Raw genomic sequence first — 15,180 nt, 5'->3', positions numbered from 1 at the left:
TCTGATTCTGACAAGATGACTGACCAAATATCTTGTCGAGGAGATGAGAAATGGCAACGAGCGACACCCGGCCTGCCACCATCGCCGAACTGGCCGACTGGGCGGAGCGCCGGTACGGGCGGCGGCCGGCGATCAGGTACCGCCACGACGGGCAGTGGGTGGAGCAGTCCTACGCCGAACTGGCGGCCAGGGTGCGGGCGGTGGCCGGCGGGCTGGTCGCGGCCGGCGTCGAGCCGGGCGACCGGGTGGCGCTGCTGGCCGAGACGCGTCCCGAGTGGACGGTCTGCGACCTGGCCATCGCCGCGGCCGGCGCGGTTTGCGTGCCGGTCTACCCGACCAACTCGGCCGCCGAATGCGCCTGGGTGCTGGCGGATTCCGGGGCGAGCATGGTGATCTGCGAGCAGGCGGCGCACCTGGACCGGGTGGCCGAGGTTCAGGGCGAGCTGCCGGAGCTCGCCACCGTGGTGGTGATCGATCCGGTGGCGCGGGAGGGAGTGCGCACCCTGGACGACCTGATCGTCGCCGAGCCAGAAGTGTCCACAGTGGACGTAGATCCGGCCGCGCCGAACACCATCGTCTACACCTCGGGCACCACCGGCCCGCCCAAGGGATGCGTGCTGTCGCACCGGAACTGGCGTACGTCGCTGGACGCGATCGAGCAGGTCACCTCGCTCGGCGAGGGCGACACGATCTACGTGTACCTGCCGCTGGCGCACCTGTTCGCCAGGATGGTGCAGCTGACCGCCTTCGAGCGCGGCGCCACCCTGGTCTACTTCGGGGGCGACATCCGGCAGGTGGTGACCGAACTGGCGGAGGTCCGGCCGACCCACCTGCCCTCGGTGCCCCGGCTGTTCGAGAAGGCGTACGGCATGGTGCGTGCCGCCGGGGCCGGGATCGACGCCGAGCAGGCGCGGGAGCTGGTGCGGTCCGCGCTCGGCGGCCGGGTGCGCGAGGCGCTCACCGGCGCGGCGCCGATCGCGCCGGAGATCCTGGAGTTCTTCCACGGCTGCGGAGTCCCGATCTACGAGGCGTACGGGATGACCGAGTCCACCGCGCTGATCTCGGCGAACGTGCCCGGCGCGGTCCGGTTCGGCAGCGTGGGGCGTGCGCTGCCCGGGGTGGAGATCGGCATCGCCGAGGACGGTGAGGTGCTCGCGCGCGGCGAGAACGTGTTCACCGGCTACCACCACAACCCGGCCGCCACCGCGGAGACCATTGTGGACGGTTGGCTGCACACCGGCGATCTCGGCAGGCTGGACGAGGACGGCTACCTGTACCTCACCGGGCGGAAGAAGGACATCATCATCACCGCCGGTGGCAAGAACCTGACCCCGGCGAACCTGGAGAACGACCTGCGCCAGTCGCGCTGGATCTCGCAGGCGGTGATGCTCGGCGACCGCCGTCCCTACCCGGTCGCGCTGATCACCCTGGACCCGGAGGAGGCCGCCGCCTGGGCGGCCGAGCACGGCGTGACCGGCGCGGTGGCGGCGCATCCGGCGATGCGCGAGCTGGTCGCCGGGGTGGTCGACGCGGCGAACGAGAACTACGCGCCGCCGGAACGGATCCGGGACTTCACCATCCTGCCCGGCGAGTTCACCGTGGACAGCGGCGAGCTCACGCCGACGCTGAAGATCCGGCGCGGTGTGGTGCGGGAGCGGTACGCGGACGTGGTCGACGCGCTCTACGAATCCCGGCAGTGAGCCGCGCCTGCAACCGACGGCCGCCGTCCGGTGTTCCCCGGGTATGAACGATCTGCTGAGCACGCTCGACTGGCCCGCACTGGGCGGGGAACTGGACCGATCCGGCTTCACGCTGACCCCGCCGTTGCTCTCCGCGCAGGAGTGCGCCGAGGTCATCGAGCTGTTCGAGGCGGACGAGGTGTTCCGCAGCACGGTGGTGATGGCCCGGCACGCCTACGGGGAGGGCAGCTACCGCTACTTCGCCGATCCGCTGGTGCCGATCGTGGCGAAACTGCGGGAACGGCTGTATCCGCCGTTGGCCGCGATCGCGAACCGCTGGGCCACGATGCTCAGCGAGCGGCGGTTTCCGGACAAGCTGGCGGAGCTGGTCGCCGAGTGCGCCGCGGCCGGGCAGCACCGGCCGACCCCGCTGCTGCTGCGGTACGGGCCGAGCGGGTACAACTGCCTGCACCAGGACGTTTACGGGGAGCTGACCTTCCCGTTGCAGGTGGCGATCATGCTCAACCGGCCGGACGAGGATTTCACGGGTGGGGAGAGCGTGTTCGTGGAGCAGCGGCCGCGGGCGCAGTCCCGCGCGATGGTGGCCAGGCCGGGGCTCGGCCAGGGGCTGGTGTTCCCGGTGCGGCACCGGCCGGTGCCGGGTGCCCGCGGTTTCCGCCGGGTGGCGATGCGGCACGGGGTCAGCGCCGTCCACAGTGGACAACGCCATGTGCTCGGCGTCATCTTCCACAACGCCCGCTGACCCGCCACGGTCGTGAGTGAAAAGTGTTGCTCCAGCAACACTTTTCACTCACGACGTCGAAAGGCCCGAAACACGGAGCGTCAGGTTGAGCCGTCCGGCGGGCAGGCCGATGTCCGGGGTGTCCTGGCGCGGGAGGGTCTTCGGCACGCCGTGGTAGGCCAGCCTGGACGGGCCGCCGAAGACGAACAGGTCGCCGGAACGCAGCTCCACGTCGGTCCACGGGCGGCCGCGGTGCTCGGTGTTGCCGAACCGGAACACGCACGGGTCGCCGAGGCTCAGCGACACCACCGGTTCCAGCGACCGCTCGTCCTTGTCCTGGTGCAGCCCCATCCGCGCGGCAGAGTCGTAGTAGTTGATCAGCGCGATGTCCGGCTCGTACTCGACGTCCGGGGTGCGGTAGGCGTCGGCCACCGCCCGGCGGCCCAGCTCGACCAGCCAGCCGGGGAACGGCAGCACCGGTGAGCCGTCGCCGTCGTCGACGTACCGCGAGTACCGGTACGGGTACCAGTGCCAGCCGAGGCAGACCTGGCGCACCGACATCACCGCGCCGCTGGGCATTCGCACCTGGCGCAACCCGCCGGACCAGCCGCGGCAGGCGTCCACCAGCGCGCGCTGCCCGTCGACGTCCAGCCAGTCCGGCAGGTGCACCGCGCCGGGCGCGACCTCCGCGCGCGGCCTCGGCATCAGCGCATCCACGCCCGCTCCAGTTGCGCGTCGGTGAAGGTCCACGGCTCGCCGGTGGCCGTGGTGCCGGACAGTCCTTCGGTCGCCGGACGGCCGGCCAGCTTCGGCAGCACGGGGTCGCCGAGCCCGGCGAAGCAGACCGTCCGCCGCGCGCGCCAGCGGCCGTCCGCGGCCAGCCGCCTGCCGAAACCGGCCCAGCCGGCGGGCTCGTCGGCGATCACCCAGACATCCGGTGCACCGGAGGCCAGCCGGCACGCGGGCCGCAGCCAGGAGGCCGCGACGGCGGGCCAGGACACCACCGAGCCGAGCTCACCGCCGGCCTTCAGCCATGCCTCGGCGAACAGTTCGGCCCGCGCCAACGACGCCCCGTCCCGGCCGTGGCCGAGGTTGACCAGCACCGCCCGGTGCGCGCGGGCCAGCCGCAGCACGGTTTCCAGTTCGACGTTCACGCGGGCACCCCCGGGCGGCAGGCCCGGCACGGCCGGTAACCGGCCCGTTCGGCGGCCTTGACGCTGCCGAACCCGCGCCGGTGCGGCTCGCTGATCCGCCGTGCGTTGTGGCAGGTCGGGAAGCAGACGATGCCGGTGGTGGCGCTGCCGAGGTAGTGCACCTTCTTCCCGGCCAGCGCGTGCACCTCGTCCAGGTTGGTGTGCTCGGCCCGCAGCAGCCGCTCCTTGGTGGCCGCGCCGAAGACGTACTCGCCGAGCGTGCCGTCGGACCTGGTCACCCGGTGGCACGGAATGAGCACCGGCACCGGGTTGCGGCCCAGCGCCGAGCCGACCGCGCGCACCGCGCCCGGCCTGCCGATCTCGCGGGCGATCCAGCCGTACGGGCGGGTCTGGCCGGTCGGGATGCGCCGGGTGGCGGCGAGCACGTCCCGCTCGAATTCGCTGAGCCCGCGCAGATCGAACCGCAGCGACCGCGCGTTGCCGTCGCGGATCGCGCGCAGCAGCCCGGCCGGCGGCCGGTCGGCGTGGCGCAGCGGCTTGCCGAACCGCTCGCGGTAGGCCTCGGCGAACCCGGCCTCGTCCGGCACCGAGTCCGCGGTGCGCAGGTAGCTGATGCCCTGGTCGGTGAACGCGACGTACAGCTCGCCGGCCGGGCCGTCGACCAGCGTCCACTGGCCGAACACCAACCCGAGCAGGCTCCTCGGCGGTGCGGCGGAAGAAAGTTCACTGAGCTGGTCGAACAGCGGATCTGGGGTGGTCATCGCTGCTCCCTCCCGGTGCAGAGCGGCTCTCCGGCCGCGTAGAGCGTGCGCAGCCGGCGCAAACCGCGGGAAATATGGGATTTCGCGGTGCCTTCCGGACACCGTAGAACGGCCGCGACCTCGCTGGTCGGCAGCCCTTCGACATGGCGCAGCACCACCGCGATCCGCTGCGCTTCGGGCAGCTGGGCGACCAGCGCGCCCAGCTCACGGCGGCTCTCCATGGACTCGGCCAGGTCCTCGACCCCGGGGCCGGGCTGCGCCGGCTCGGCCAGTTCGTCCAGCGGCACCTGGCTCGGCCGCCTGCTCGCCGTGCGGACCGTGTTGCGCCAGGTGTTCAGCAGGATGGTGAGCAGCCAGGAGCGCGGCTGCAGGGCCATGATCCGGTCGCGCCGGTAGCCGCGCAGCGCCCGGTAGGCGCGCAGAAAAGCCTCCGCGGCCAGGTCCTCGGCCTCGGCGGGACGTCCGCTCACGCGCAGCGCGACCGAATAGACGACCCGCTCGTAGGCCCGCACCAGCTCGGCAAAGCCCTGGTCGAGGTCCTCGGCCAGGCCCGCGCACAGTGCCGCCCGTGCCGCCTGGGCAGCCTCTGTCGCTTGGTCGTCGGTCATACCCCTAGAACACCACGTCACCCCGACCGGTTGCGGTCAGCTCATGCCGAGGCGGCGGTGCAGCGAGATCTCGATCACGACGCGTTCCGGGTTCGGGCGGGGCTGACGGCCGTACCGCTTGGCGTAGCGGTTCTCCGCGTCCCGCACGGACTCCTCGTCCTCGCGCAGCACCGCGGTGCCCTCCAGGGTCGACCACCGGCCGCGATCTACCTGGCTCACCGCGACCGGCGCGCCCGGTTCACCCGCGGCACGCACGTTGCGCGCCTTGACGCTGCCCCGCGAGCAGATCACCCGCGCCACGCCGAACTCCTCGTCGACGGTGACCCCGACCGGCACCACATGCGGCGACCCGCCCGGCCGCAGGGTGGTCAGGGTGCTCAGATGCCATTCGCTCCAGAACTCGAAAAGCTCGTCACTCGCGGTCATGTTTCCCTTTCCCTGCACTGAATCCGGCCTGTCGCGCGCCCCCGGCGCCGATCATGTTGCCAGGATGGGAGTTCACTCGGACGAGGAGGATCAGCAACCCATGATGGGGCGTACGCACGCATTGACCGGCTGGTGCGCGGGACTCGCGCTGGCGCCCGCGGTGGGCGCCGGTTCCGTGCACCAGGCGGTCGCCTTCGCCGCGACCACCGCCGGATTCGCGCTGCTGCCCGACCTCGACCACCCCGGCGCCCGAGCGTCGAAGCTGCTCGGGCCGGTCACCGGCGGCATCTCCTGGCTGCTCCGCAAGGCCTCCGCCGGGCTGTACGCACTGACCAAGGGTCCGCGCGACGAACGCGGCAAGGGCACCCACCGGCACCTGTCGCACACCGTGCTGTTCGCCGCCGGGCTCGGCGCGCTGACCACCTTCGCCACCAACGCGGGCGGCTGGTGGGCGGTGGCCGCGGTGGTGCTGATCGGGGTACTGCTCGCCGAGGACGCCCTCGGTGACTGGCTGCTCCCGGTGGCCGGCGGTGCGGTGATCTGGTGGACCTTCACCGTGGGCGCGGCCAACGTCGAACTCGAACAGCTCACCGGCTACCTGGGCATCGCGGTCGGGGCCGGCTGCCTGGTGCACTGCCTCGGCGACGCGCTGACCGAGTCCGGCTGCCCGTTCCTGTTCCCGCTCCCGATCGCCGGCGAAACCTGGTACGAGCTGCGGCCACCGCGCTGGCTGCGGTTCCGCACCGGCAAACGGGTGGAAAACCTGCTCATCTTCCCCGCCTTCACGATCGCCGCGATCCTGCTGCTACCCGGCGTCTGGCCACTGGTGACCGACCTTGCCGAACAGCTCTTCACGCGACCGGTGGTGGAAGCGGGCCATTAGACTTGCGCTGATGAACTCGGTCGAGAAACCCGCCCTTCGCGCGGACGCCCGGCGCAATCGCGCCAGGGTGCTGGCCGCGGCCGAAGCCGCCTTCGCCGCGTCCGGTACGACAGTGCCGCTGGACGAGATCGCCCGCCGGGCCGGGGTCGGCGCCGGCACGGTGTACCGGCACTTCCCCAGCAAGGAAGCGCTGTTCGAGGCGGTCGTGCTGGAGCGGATCGAGCAGCTCGCGCAGCAGGCCAGGGCCAAGCTCGCCGAGCAGGGCGACCCTGGGCCGGCGTTCTTCGAGTTCTTCGCCGTGGTCGCCGAGCAGGCCACCCTCAACAAGGCGCTCTGCGACGCGCTGGAGGCCAGCACCGGCCTCGGCTTCAAGGCCGAGCAGGGCGTGGACAACGATTTCCGCGCGGCCTTCGGCGAGCTGTTGACCAGAGCCCAGCGGGCCGGCGCGGTCCGCGCGGACATCGAGGTCGCGGACGTGCGCGCGCTGCTGGCCGGCTACCTGGCGATGGAACGCGGCTCCGCCCCTGGACGCCACCTCGGCCGCATTCTCACCGACGGGCTCCGGCCGACCTCGTGAGTGAAAAACGTTGCCGGAGCAACGTTTTTCACTCACGACGTGGTTAGCGGGCGGGGTCGACCTCGAACTGGGTGGCCAGGTCGTCCAGGATGTGGTGCGCGCCCTGCAGGCTGACCGAGGTCAGCCAGGTCAGATCGTCCACCTCGCTGATCTTGCCCTTGAGCGTGCCCCACAGCGGGTTCGACTTGAACTGGTCCTTCGGGTTCACCGCGTCCTTGCTCGGGTCGGAGTAGGTGGCGGTGAAGATCTGGTCGGCGTCCAGCTTGGGGATGTCCTCCTGGCTGATGTCCACGCTGATCTTGTCCTGCTTGTCCGGCTGCCCGTCCGGCCGCTTGAGCCCGGTGTCGGCCAGCACGATGCCGGGGAAGGACGCGCTGCTGTACAGGCGCACGGTCGGCTCACCCTCGGTGAACCTGGCCAGGGTGATCGACGGGTTGCGGCCCAGCTTCGCCCGGATCGAGTCGCCGAGCCGCTTCGCCCGCTGCTCGAACGCGCCGATCTTCTGCTCGCCCAGCTGCTCCTTGCCGAGCGCCTTGGCGAGCATGCGGATGTTCTCCTTCCAGGTGGCGCCGGTGGTCTGGCTGAACACCGTCGGTGCCACGTTGCCGAGCTCGTTGTAGATCTTTTCGTGCCGGATCTTGGCGGACACGATCAGATCGGGCTTGATGTCGTAGAGCTGCTCGATGTCCGGGCTCTCCAGGTCGCCGATCATCCTGGCGCCGTCGCCGTACTTCCGGTCGTCGCCGAGGTAGTCGGGCAGGTTTTCCTGTGACCGGTATTTGGTGTACGCCACCAGCTTCGTCTCCAGCGAGAGCGCCGCGCCGATGTAGCTGGCGTCCAGCGCGGCCACCGTCTGCGGCTGCTTCTCGATGGTGGTCTCACCCATCGCGTGCTGCACCGTGCGGGGGAACCCGCCCGGTGCCGCGGCCTGGTCGCCGCCGGCGCCCTGCTCGTCGCCGCCAGCGCAGCCGGTGACGGTCACGCAGAGTGCGGCGGACAGGGCGGTGAATCGGCCGGCGATCCGCGATCGGCGGGGGCGGGTCAGACTGGTCACGATTTATCCCAACTGTGCGGTTAGCCTTGCCTAACGGAGCCTAGGATGGCGCGCGCCGTAGTTAAAGCCTGAGTAATAGAGCCGACAGGAGCGAAGCGTTGACCGCAACCGTCGGTGTGCGTCCCGCGACCCGGCGTCGCGGCCGGCGGCCCGCCACCCTCGGCTTGCTGGTGCTGGCGCTGCTGGTGGTCTGCGTCGCGAGCATCGCGCTGGGCACCAGGGCCATTCCGCTCGGCGTCGTCTTGGACGCGCTGACCAGCCCGACCGGCGCCGAGGAGCACCTGATCATCCGTTCGCTGCGGCTGCCCCGCACCCTGCTCGGCGCGCTCGCCGGGCTGGCGCTCGGCGCCGCAGGGGCGATGATGCAGGGGCACACCCGCAACCCGCTGGCCGACCCCGGGCTGCTCGGCATCAGCCAGGGCGCGGCCTTCGCGGTGGTGCTGTCCGTGGTCGTGCTCGGGGTGCAGAGCCTGTACGGCTTCATCTGGTTCGCCTTCGCCGGCGCGCTGCTCGGCAGCCTGGTGGTGTTCGCGCTCGGCGGGGTCGGCGGCCGCGGCGCCACCCCGGTCACCCTCGCGCTCGCCGGTGCCGCGGTCAGCGCGCTGCTCAACGGCGTCATCGCGGCCATCGTGCTGTCCAACGAGCAGGGCATGGAGACCTACCGGTTCTGGCACGTCGGCTCGATCGCCGGCCGCGATTACTCGGTGACCGGCCAGATCCTGCCGTTCCTGCTGGTGGGGCTGCTGCTCGCGATGATCAACACGCCGGGGCTGAACACGCTGTCCCTCGGCGAGGACGTGGCCACCTCGCTCGGCCAGCACGTGCGCCGGACCAGGGCGCTCGGCATCGTCGCGATCACCCTGCTCACCGGCGCCGCGGTCGCGGCCTGCGGGCCGATCGCGTTCCTCGGCCTGATCGTGCCGCACCTGGCCAGGGCGATCACCGGGCCGGACTACCGCTGGCTGGTGCCCTGCTCGGCGCTGCTCGGCGCGTTGCTGCTGCTGTCCGCGGACGTGCTCGGCCGGGTGCTGTCCGGGGACAACCTGGAGGTCGGCATCATGCTCGCGGTCGTCGGCGCGCCGGTGTTCGTGTTCCTGGTGCGGCGGAAAGGGTTAACGCGCCTGTGAAAACGAAGAGTTCGGTGCCAGGTCGCCGGGTGTGGACGGTGGGGCCGTTCGCCTGGACGTTCCGGCCGAGGGTGCTCGCGGTACCGGCCATCGCGGCGGTGCTGCTGGTGCTGGTCGCCGCGCTGAACATCGGCAAGGGCAGCGCGCAGCTCGACGTGCCGCAGGTGCTGGAGGCCCTGTTCGGCGGTGGCGACCGGCGCACCCGCGGCATCATCTTCGACCTCCGGCTGCCCCGCACGCTGACCGGCATCCTGGTCGGCGCGGCCTTCGGCCTGTCCGGCGCGATCTTCCAGTCCATCGCCCGCAACCCGCTGGCCAGCCCGGACATCCTCGGCGTCACCTGGGGTGCCGGGGTCGGCGCGGTCACCATGATCACCATCGGCGGCAACGCCGGTCAGGTCTCCGGCCTGCTGAGCACGATCGGGGTGCCGCTGGCCGCGCTGGCCGGCGGGCTGATCGCCGGGCTGCTGCTCTACGCGCTGTCCTGGCGCCGCGGGATCGACGGCTACCGGATGGTGCTGGTCGGCATCGGCCTGTCCGCGGTCGGCTACAACGTCGTGTACTGGCTGCTCACCGTCGGCGACGTGGACGACGCGACCAGGGCAACCACCTGGATCGTCGGCAACCTCAGCGACGTGGGCTGGGAGTCGGTCGGCCCTGTCCTGCTGGCGCTGGTCGTGCTGGTGCCGCTGACCCTGGTCTGCGGCCGGACCATCGGCGGCCTGCAGTTCGGCGACGAGACCGCGCGGGGCCTCGGCATCAGGGTGGACGCCGCGCGCGGGACGCTGCTGCTGCTCGCCGCCGGGCTGGCCGCGGTGGCCACCGCCGGTGCCGGGCCGATCACCTTCGTCGCGCTGGCCGCCCCGCAGATCGCGCTGCGACTGGCCAGGACCGCGCAGCCGCCGCTGGTCGGGTCCATGGTGCTGGGCGCGCTGCTGACGGTTTGCGCGGACTTCGCGGTCCGGCTCGCGCCGGGCGCCGGCGGGCTGCCGGTCGGGGTGCTCACCGCGGTGCTCGGCGCGCCATACCTGATCTTCCTCTTTGTCCGCAGCCGCCGGAAGGAGCGGGCGTGAACGACGTGCGACTACGGGCGGACGGCCTGAAGCTGGGCTACGGCGACCGGCTGGTGGTGGACGGGCTCGACCTGGACGTGCTGGACGGCACGGTCACCGCGATCATCGGCCCGAACGGCTGCGGCAAGTCGACCCTGCTGCGCGCGCTGGGCAGGCTGCTCGGCCCGCGCGAAGGCGCGGTGCTGCTGGACGGCAAGCGGATCGAGAAGATGCCGACCCGCGAGGTGGCCAAGCTCATCGGGCTGCTGCCGCAGGCCCCGCTCGCGCCGGAGGGGCTGACCGTGACGGACCTGGTGTCCAGGGGGCGGCACCCGCACCAGAGCTGGTACCGGCAGTGGTCGGTGTCCGACGACGAGGCGATCGAGCGGGCGTTGCGGCTGACCGGAATGACCGAGCTCGGCGACCGGGCGGTGGACCAGCTTTCCGGCGGTCAGCGGCAGCGCGCGTGGATCTCCATGACGCTCGCGCAGGAGACCGGGCTGCTGCTGCTCGACGAGCCGATCACCTACCTGGACCTGGCGCACCAGATCGACGTGCTGGACCTGGTCTACCGGCTGCACACCGAGCGGATGAAGACCGTGGTGATGGTGCTGCACGACCTCAACCTGGCGGCGCGTTACGCGGACACCCTGGTCGCCATGCGGGAGGGCCGGATCGTCGCGCAGGGCAGCCCGGCCGAGGTGCTCACCGAGCCGTTGCTGGACGAGGTTTTCGGGCTGTCCGCGAAGGTCCTCGAAGATCCCGTCTCCGGCACCCCGCTGGTCGTCCCGATCTCCGCCCACTTCCGCCCCCAAACCGGCAAATAGTCGGCTATTTGTCCAGGGCGAGGTCGCGGAGTTGGGCGCGGGTCGCGATGCCGAGCTTGGGGAAGATCTTGTAGAGGTGGTAGCCGACGGTGCGCGGGCTGAGGAACAGCCGCGCGCCGATCTCCCGGTTGGACAGCCCGGCCGCGGCCAGCGCGGCGACCCGGTGCTCCTGCGCGGTCAGGTTCGCCGCCGCGGACGACGAGCTCCTGGCGCCGGTCGCCCGCAGTTCGACGAGGGCGGCCGCAGCCCAGTCCGTGGCACCGAGGCCGTCGAACACTTCGAGTGCGTCCAGCAGCTGGGCCTTGGCGTCGTTGACCCGGCGTTCCCGGCGGAGCCATTGTCCGTAGAGCAAAGCCGTGCGGGCCTGCTCGAACGGCCGCAGGTCGGCGTCCGAAGTGGACAGTGAGAGCCGGAAGTGCCGTTCGGCTGGTTCGTCGGGCAGCAGTGCCTGACAGCGGTGCAGCAGCGCGGTCGCCAGCCGTGGTTTCGCCGGGGTGATCGTGCGCCGGAAGTCCTCGGTGACCTCCCGCGCGGTGCCCGGATCGCCGCCCCGCACCAGCGCCTCGACCAGGTCGGCCACCGCGTGCCCGGCCACCTGCCGGTGCCCCGGCCTTGCCAGCCGTTCCACCGCGGCGGCGTACTCCCCGCGCGCCAGGTGGGACACGCCGAGCGCCCAGTTCGCGCGGGCCGCGGCCAGCTTGTTGTGCGACACCGCCGCGACACGCAACGCCTGGTCCGCGTGTTCGCGGCAGCCGGCCTGGTCGCCGGTGCGCGCGGCGAGCTGGGCCAGCACGGCCCGCGCGTCGGTCGCGGTGGCGTGCTGCCCGGTGTCGGTGGCGAACCGCAGCGATTCACCGGCGTGCGCCCGCGCGTCCCGCCACCGCCCGAGCCGGAGCTCCAGCTCCGCCAGCCAGCCAAGCGCCACCGCGTGCATCGCGAGCATTCCGTTGGCGTGCAAGCGTTCGCAGGCCGTCACGCCGAACGCGGCGGCGGTCCTCGGGTACGGTCCGAACCGGCTGATCGCCAGCGGCAGGACCCAGCGATGCGCGCTCTGCTCGGTCAGCTCCGGTGGGCCGGAATCCAGGATGTGCCACGGTTCGGCGGCCGGATCGTCGAGTTCGTCGGCCATCGACGCCGCCATCCAGCCGGCGAACCGGTGGTACTCCGGCCCGCAGTCCAGTTCGCGCACCTGCCGCAGGCAGGCGGCCGCGTCGTCCGGCCGATCCCGGTGGTGGGCGGCGTCCGCGGCCATGAACAGCAGCCCGGCCGCCTGCCGCGGCTCGGTTCCGCCGAGCGCGCCCGCCGCCAGCCGCAGGTTCTCCCAGGCCGCGCCCTGGTCCCCGCTGTAGAGCTCGACCAGCCCGCGCAGCCGGGTCAGCGCCGGCCGCGCGGCCCGCTCGTCGCCGGCCAGGACCGCCTGCGCGATCAGCTCCCGCGCCAGCTCGCCCTGGCCCGCCTTCCACGCCACATGCGCGGCGGTGGCGAGATCCCGCACCTCGAGGGTCGGCATGGCGCCACGGTAGAACCGGCTCACTGAGAAACCCCTTAGGGCGCGTTGACGGCCAGCGCCAGGTACTTGACCTCCAGGTATTCGTCGATGCCTTCGGCGCCGCCTTCGCGGCCGAAGCCGGAGGCCTTGATGCCGCCGAACGGGGCGGCCGCGTTGGAAACCAGCCCGGTGTTGATCCCGGCCATGCCGGTCTGCAACCGTTCGCCGACCCGGATCGCGCGATCGAGGTCGCTGGTGAACAGGTAGCCGACCAGTCCGAACTCGGTGTCGTTGGCCAGTCGCACGGCCTCGTCCTCGTCGGCGAAGGTGGTCACCGGCGCGACCGGCCCGAATACCTCCTCCCGCAGAATCCTAGCCTCCGGCGGCACCCCGGAAAGCACCGTCGGCGGATAGAAGAAACCCTTACCGGACAACGGTTTCCCGCCCGCCTCGGCGATCGCTCCGCGGCTGACGGCGTCCTCGACCAGCTTGACCACCTTGTCCCGCTGCCCGCCGTCGACCAGCGGGCCGACCTCCACCCCGTCCTCGGTGCCGTGCCCGGTCTTCATCGCGGCCATCCGCTCGGTCAGCCGCCTGGTGAACTCCGCGGCCACCGACTCGTGCACGTGGAACCGGTTCGCCGCGACGCAGGATTCGCCGTTGTTGCGCATCTTCGCGGTCACCGCGCCCCGCACAGCGGCCTCCAGGTCCGCGTCGCCGAACACCAGGAACGGCGCGTTGCCGCCCAGCTCCATGGACATCTTCTGCAGGTGCCGCGCGCACTGGCCGACCAGTTTCCGGCCCACCTCGGTGGATCCGGTGAAGGACAGCTTCCGCACCCGCGGGTCGCCGAGCACCGGTTCCACCACCCGGCTCGCCGAGGTACTGGGCACCACGTTCAGCACGCCGTCCGGAAGCCCGGCCTCGGCCAGCAGCCCGGCCAGGTTCAGCATGGACAGCGGGGTCAGCTGCGGTGGTTTGACGATCATCGTGCAGCCCGCCGCGACCGCCGGCCCGATCTTGCGGGTGCCCATGGCCAGTGGGAAATTCCACGGGGTGATCAGCAGGCAGGGGCCGACCGGCTGCCTGGTGACCAGGGTGCGCCCGCCGCCACCGGCCGGGCTGCGGGTGTACCGGCCGTCGATCCGCACGGCCTCCTCGGAGAACCAGCGGAAGAACTCCGCGGCGTAGGTCACCTCGGCGCGGGACTCCGCCAGGCTCTTGCCCATCTCCAGTGTCATCAGCTCGGCGAGCGAGTCCGCGCGGTCGGTCATCAGCTGCCACGCCCGGCGCAGGATCTCCCCGCGTTCCCGTGGCGCGGTCGCGGCCCACTCCTCCTGGGCCCCGGCGGCCGCGTCGACCGCCGCCCCGGCGTCGGACGCCTGCCCGTCGGCGACCTCGCCGAGTACCTGCTCGGTGCCGGGGTCCCGCACCTCGAACCGGCTTCCGTCGGCGGAGTCGCGCCACTTCCCGGCGATGTACAGCTGCTTGGGCACACGGTCCAGAAGAGCGCTCATGAGCTGGGGCTACCCCGTTCGGCCGGTTCGCATTCCTCCGGCAGATCGCGCATCCGGCGCACCGGGGAGAACAGCAGCCACCCCGCCGACGCGAAGTTGCCGGCCGCGGCCACCCACAGCGCGGCGTGGAAGCCGGCGGCGGTGGCCAGCAGCCCGCCGAGCAGGCTGCCCACCGGGATCGCGCCCAGCATCAGCACCCGGCTGGTCGCGTTGACCCTGCCGCGCAACCGTTCCGGGGTGACCGTCTGCTGGAAGCTGACCGACAGCACGTTCAGCACGATCACGGTGAGACTGGCGCCGAACCCGGCGACCGCGTAGAACCCCAGCCGCCAGCCCGGTCCGGTGAACGGGAACAGCAGGTAGCAGCAGCCGAACAGCACCGCGGCCAGCAGCAGCGCCCGCGCCTGGCCGAGCCGCTCGCCGAGCCGTCGCGCGGTCAGCGCCCCGGCCAGCGCGCCGACCAGGGTGGTGGTGCTGAGCAGTCCGATCGAGCCGGGCGACAGGCCAACCTCGCGGTTGAGGAACACCACCACGATCGAGGTCTGCACCGACTGGAACAGGCTCGCGGTCGCCCCGGTGGCGCAGATCGCGCGCAGCGCCGGATGCCCGGCCACCAGCCGGAGCCCCTCGCCGATCTCGCGCCGCAGTCGCGGCCGGGCGGTACTTATGGGTTTCGGCTCGTCCGCCCCGATCCGGCCGAGCCAGCCCGCCGACCACAGGAAACCCAGCGCGTTGCCCATGATTGCGATCGGGCCGCCGAAGACCTGCACCAGGTAGCCGGTCAGGCCGGGTGCGGTGACCGCGGCGACCGACAGGTTCGTCTGCAGCTTCGCGTTGCCTTCCAGCAGCCGCTCGCGGTCGATCAGCCGCGGCAGGTAGGTCTGGTGCGCGACGTCGAAGAACACCGTGAGCACCCCGGTCAGCAGCACGACCACGAGCAGCTGCCCGATGGTGAGCGCGCCGAACGCCCATGCGACCGGGACCGATGCGAGCAACGCCGCCCGGCCGAGATCGGCGGCGATCAGCACCGGTCGGCAACGCAGCCGATCGCACCAGGCGCCCACCTGCAGGCCGAGCGCCAGATACGCGGCGGTCTCCAGGGTCCGGAGCAGGGACACCTGGAAGGTGGACGCCTGCAGGGTGGTGGTCGCCAGCAGCGGGACGGCCAGCACGCTGATCCGGTTGCCGAACTGGCTGAGCACGTCGGCGAGCCACAGCCGCCGGAAGTCCCCGTGCCGCAGCAGGCCCGCGCGGCGGGTGGCGGACCGTTCGGCGGGCACCCGT

The 15,180-nt window shown here is 71.9% G+C and carries 16 protein-coding genes; 7 read left to right on the top strand and 9 right to left on the bottom strand.

Translation table 11 applies throughout. The annotated features are described in order from the left end of the window. Nucleotides 1-50: 50 nt before the first annotated feature. On the top strand, nucleotides 51-1,700 hold the full coding sequence (locus AMYNI_RS0114610) for an AMP-dependent synthetase/ligase (protein WP_020668765.1): 1,650 nt from the start codon (nucleotides 51-53) through the stop codon (nucleotides 1,698-1,700). 43 nt (nucleotides 1,701-1,743) lie between these two features. Further along, the gene (locus tag AMYNI_RS0114605) at nucleotides 1,744-2,442 is read left to right on the top strand and encodes a 2OG-Fe(II) oxygenase (RefSeq protein ID WP_020668764.1); all 699 of its coding nucleotides are present in this window, start codon (nucleotides 1,744-1,746) and stop codon (nucleotides 2,440-2,442) included. 48 nt (nucleotides 2,443-2,490) lie between these two features. On the opposite strand, the gene AMYNI_RS0114600 is transcribed toward AMYNI_RS0114605, so the two are convergent. Genes AMYNI_RS0114600 through AMYNI_RS0114580 form a run of 5 tightly spaced genes read right to left on the bottom strand, consistent with a single transcriptional unit; the run spans nucleotide 2,491 to nucleotide 5,370 of the window. After that, on the bottom strand, nucleotides 2,491-3,138 hold the full coding sequence (locus AMYNI_RS0114600; RefSeq protein ID WP_020668763.1) for an alpha-ketoglutarate-dependent dioxygenase AlkB family protein: 648 nt from the start codon (nucleotides 3,136-3,138) through the stop codon (nucleotides 2,491-2,493). After that, on the bottom strand, nucleotides 3,126-3,575 hold the full coding sequence (locus AMYNI_RS0114595; RefSeq protein WP_157357359.1) for a hypothetical protein: 450 nt from the start codon (nucleotides 3,573-3,575) through the stop codon (nucleotides 3,126-3,128). Before AMYNI_RS0114595 ends, AMYNI_RS0114600 begins: the two co-directional genes overlap by 13 nt. After that, nucleotides 3,572-4,336 (bottom strand): methylated-DNA--[protein]-cysteine S-methyltransferase, encoded by a 765-nt coding sequence (locus AMYNI_RS0114590; RefSeq protein WP_020668761.1) that lies wholly within the window; start codon nucleotides 4,334-4,336, stop codon nucleotides 3,572-3,574. Before AMYNI_RS0114590 ends, AMYNI_RS0114595 begins: the two co-directional genes overlap by 4 nt. Beyond that, entirely contained in the window at nucleotides 4,333-4,944 is a 612-nt protein-coding gene (locus AMYNI_RS0114585; protein ID WP_020668760.1) for an RNA polymerase sigma factor, read from the bottom strand. Before AMYNI_RS0114585 ends, AMYNI_RS0114590 begins: the two co-directional genes overlap by 4 nt. Nucleotides 4,945-4,980: 36 nt before the next feature. Next, entirely contained in the window at nucleotides 4,981-5,370 is a 390-nt protein-coding gene (locus AMYNI_RS0114580; protein ID WP_020668759.1) for a PPOX class F420-dependent oxidoreductase, read from the bottom strand. 103 nt (nucleotides 5,371-5,473) lie between these two features. Here AMYNI_RS0114580 and AMYNI_RS0114575 point away from each other — a divergent pair, with 103 nt between their 5' ends. Together AMYNI_RS0114575 and AMYNI_RS0114570 are read left to right on the top strand one after the other, a co-directional pair. Beyond that, complete coding sequence (locus AMYNI_RS0114575; RefSeq protein ID WP_040405749.1) at nucleotides 5,474-6,253, top strand: metal-dependent hydrolase; 780 nt, start codon at nucleotides 5,474-5,476, stop codon at nucleotides 6,251-6,253. A 10-nt stretch (nucleotides 6,254-6,263) separates the two neighbouring features. Then, nucleotides 6,264-6,830 (top strand): TetR/AcrR family transcriptional regulator, encoded by a 567-nt coding sequence (locus AMYNI_RS0114570; protein WP_020668757.1) that lies wholly within the window; start codon nucleotides 6,264-6,266, stop codon nucleotides 6,828-6,830. Nucleotides 6,831-6,873: 43 nt separating this feature from the next. On the opposite strand, the gene AMYNI_RS0114565 is transcribed toward AMYNI_RS0114570, so the two are convergent. Continuing rightward, a complete protein-coding gene (locus AMYNI_RS0114565) occupies nucleotides 6,874-7,884 on the bottom strand; it encodes an ABC transporter substrate-binding protein (protein WP_020668756.1) in 1,011 nt (336 codons plus the stop codon). A 98-nt stretch (nucleotides 7,885-7,982) separates the two neighbouring features. Between AMYNI_RS0114565 and AMYNI_RS0114560 the strand changes: the two genes are divergently transcribed. The 3 genes from AMYNI_RS0114560 to AMYNI_RS0114550 are packed head-to-tail and all read left to right on the top strand — an operon-like array spanning nucleotide 7,983 to nucleotide 10,890. Continuing rightward, nucleotides 7,983-9,011: a FecCD family ABC transporter permease gene (locus AMYNI_RS0114560; protein ID WP_020668755.1), complete on the top strand. Its 1,029-nt coding sequence runs from the start codon at nucleotides 7,983-7,985 to the stop codon at nucleotides 9,009-9,011. Next, on the top strand, nucleotides 9,008-10,084 hold the full coding sequence (locus AMYNI_RS0114555) for a FecCD family ABC transporter permease (RefSeq protein ID WP_245573933.1): 1,077 nt from the start codon (nucleotides 9,008-9,010) through the stop codon (nucleotides 10,082-10,084). The genes AMYNI_RS0114560 and AMYNI_RS0114555 overlap by 4 nt, the downstream gene beginning before the upstream one ends. Beyond that, nucleotides 10,081-10,890: an ABC transporter ATP-binding protein gene (locus AMYNI_RS0114550; RefSeq protein ID WP_020668753.1), complete on the top strand. Its 810-nt coding sequence runs from the start codon at nucleotides 10,081-10,083 to the stop codon at nucleotides 10,888-10,890. Before AMYNI_RS0114555 ends, AMYNI_RS0114550 begins: the two co-directional genes overlap by 4 nt. A 4-nt stretch (nucleotides 10,891-10,894) precedes the next feature. Here AMYNI_RS0114550 and AMYNI_RS47220 read toward each other — a convergent pair whose 3' ends face one another. The 3 genes from AMYNI_RS47220 to AMYNI_RS0114535 are packed head-to-tail and all read right to left on the bottom strand — an operon-like array spanning nucleotide 10,895 to nucleotide 15,176. Further along, nucleotides 10,895-12,400 (bottom strand): LuxR family transcriptional regulator, encoded by a 1,506-nt coding sequence (locus AMYNI_RS47220; protein ID WP_020668752.1) that lies wholly within the window; start codon nucleotides 12,398-12,400, stop codon nucleotides 10,895-10,897. Between the two features lie 35 nt (nucleotides 12,401-12,435). Continuing rightward, nucleotides 12,436-13,896: an NAD-dependent succinate-semialdehyde dehydrogenase gene (locus tag AMYNI_RS0114540; protein ID WP_020668751.1), complete on the bottom strand. Its 1,461-nt coding sequence runs from the start codon at nucleotides 13,894-13,896 to the stop codon at nucleotides 12,436-12,438. Then, the gene (locus tag AMYNI_RS0114535; protein ID WP_020668750.1) at nucleotides 13,893-15,176 is read right to left on the bottom strand and encodes an MFS transporter; all 1,284 of its coding nucleotides are present in this window, start codon (nucleotides 15,174-15,176) and stop codon (nucleotides 13,893-13,895) included. Before AMYNI_RS0114535 ends, AMYNI_RS0114540 begins: the two co-directional genes overlap by 4 nt. Nucleotides 15,177-15,180 lie beyond the last annotated feature (4 nt).

This window comes from Amycolatopsis nigrescens CSC17Ta-90 (assembly GCF_000384315.1).
Taxonomy (GTDB): domain Bacteria; phylum Actinomycetota; class Actinomycetes; order Mycobacteriales; family Pseudonocardiaceae; genus Amycolatopsis; species Amycolatopsis nigrescens.
This window is presented reverse-complemented; position numbering and strand designations above follow the sequence as displayed.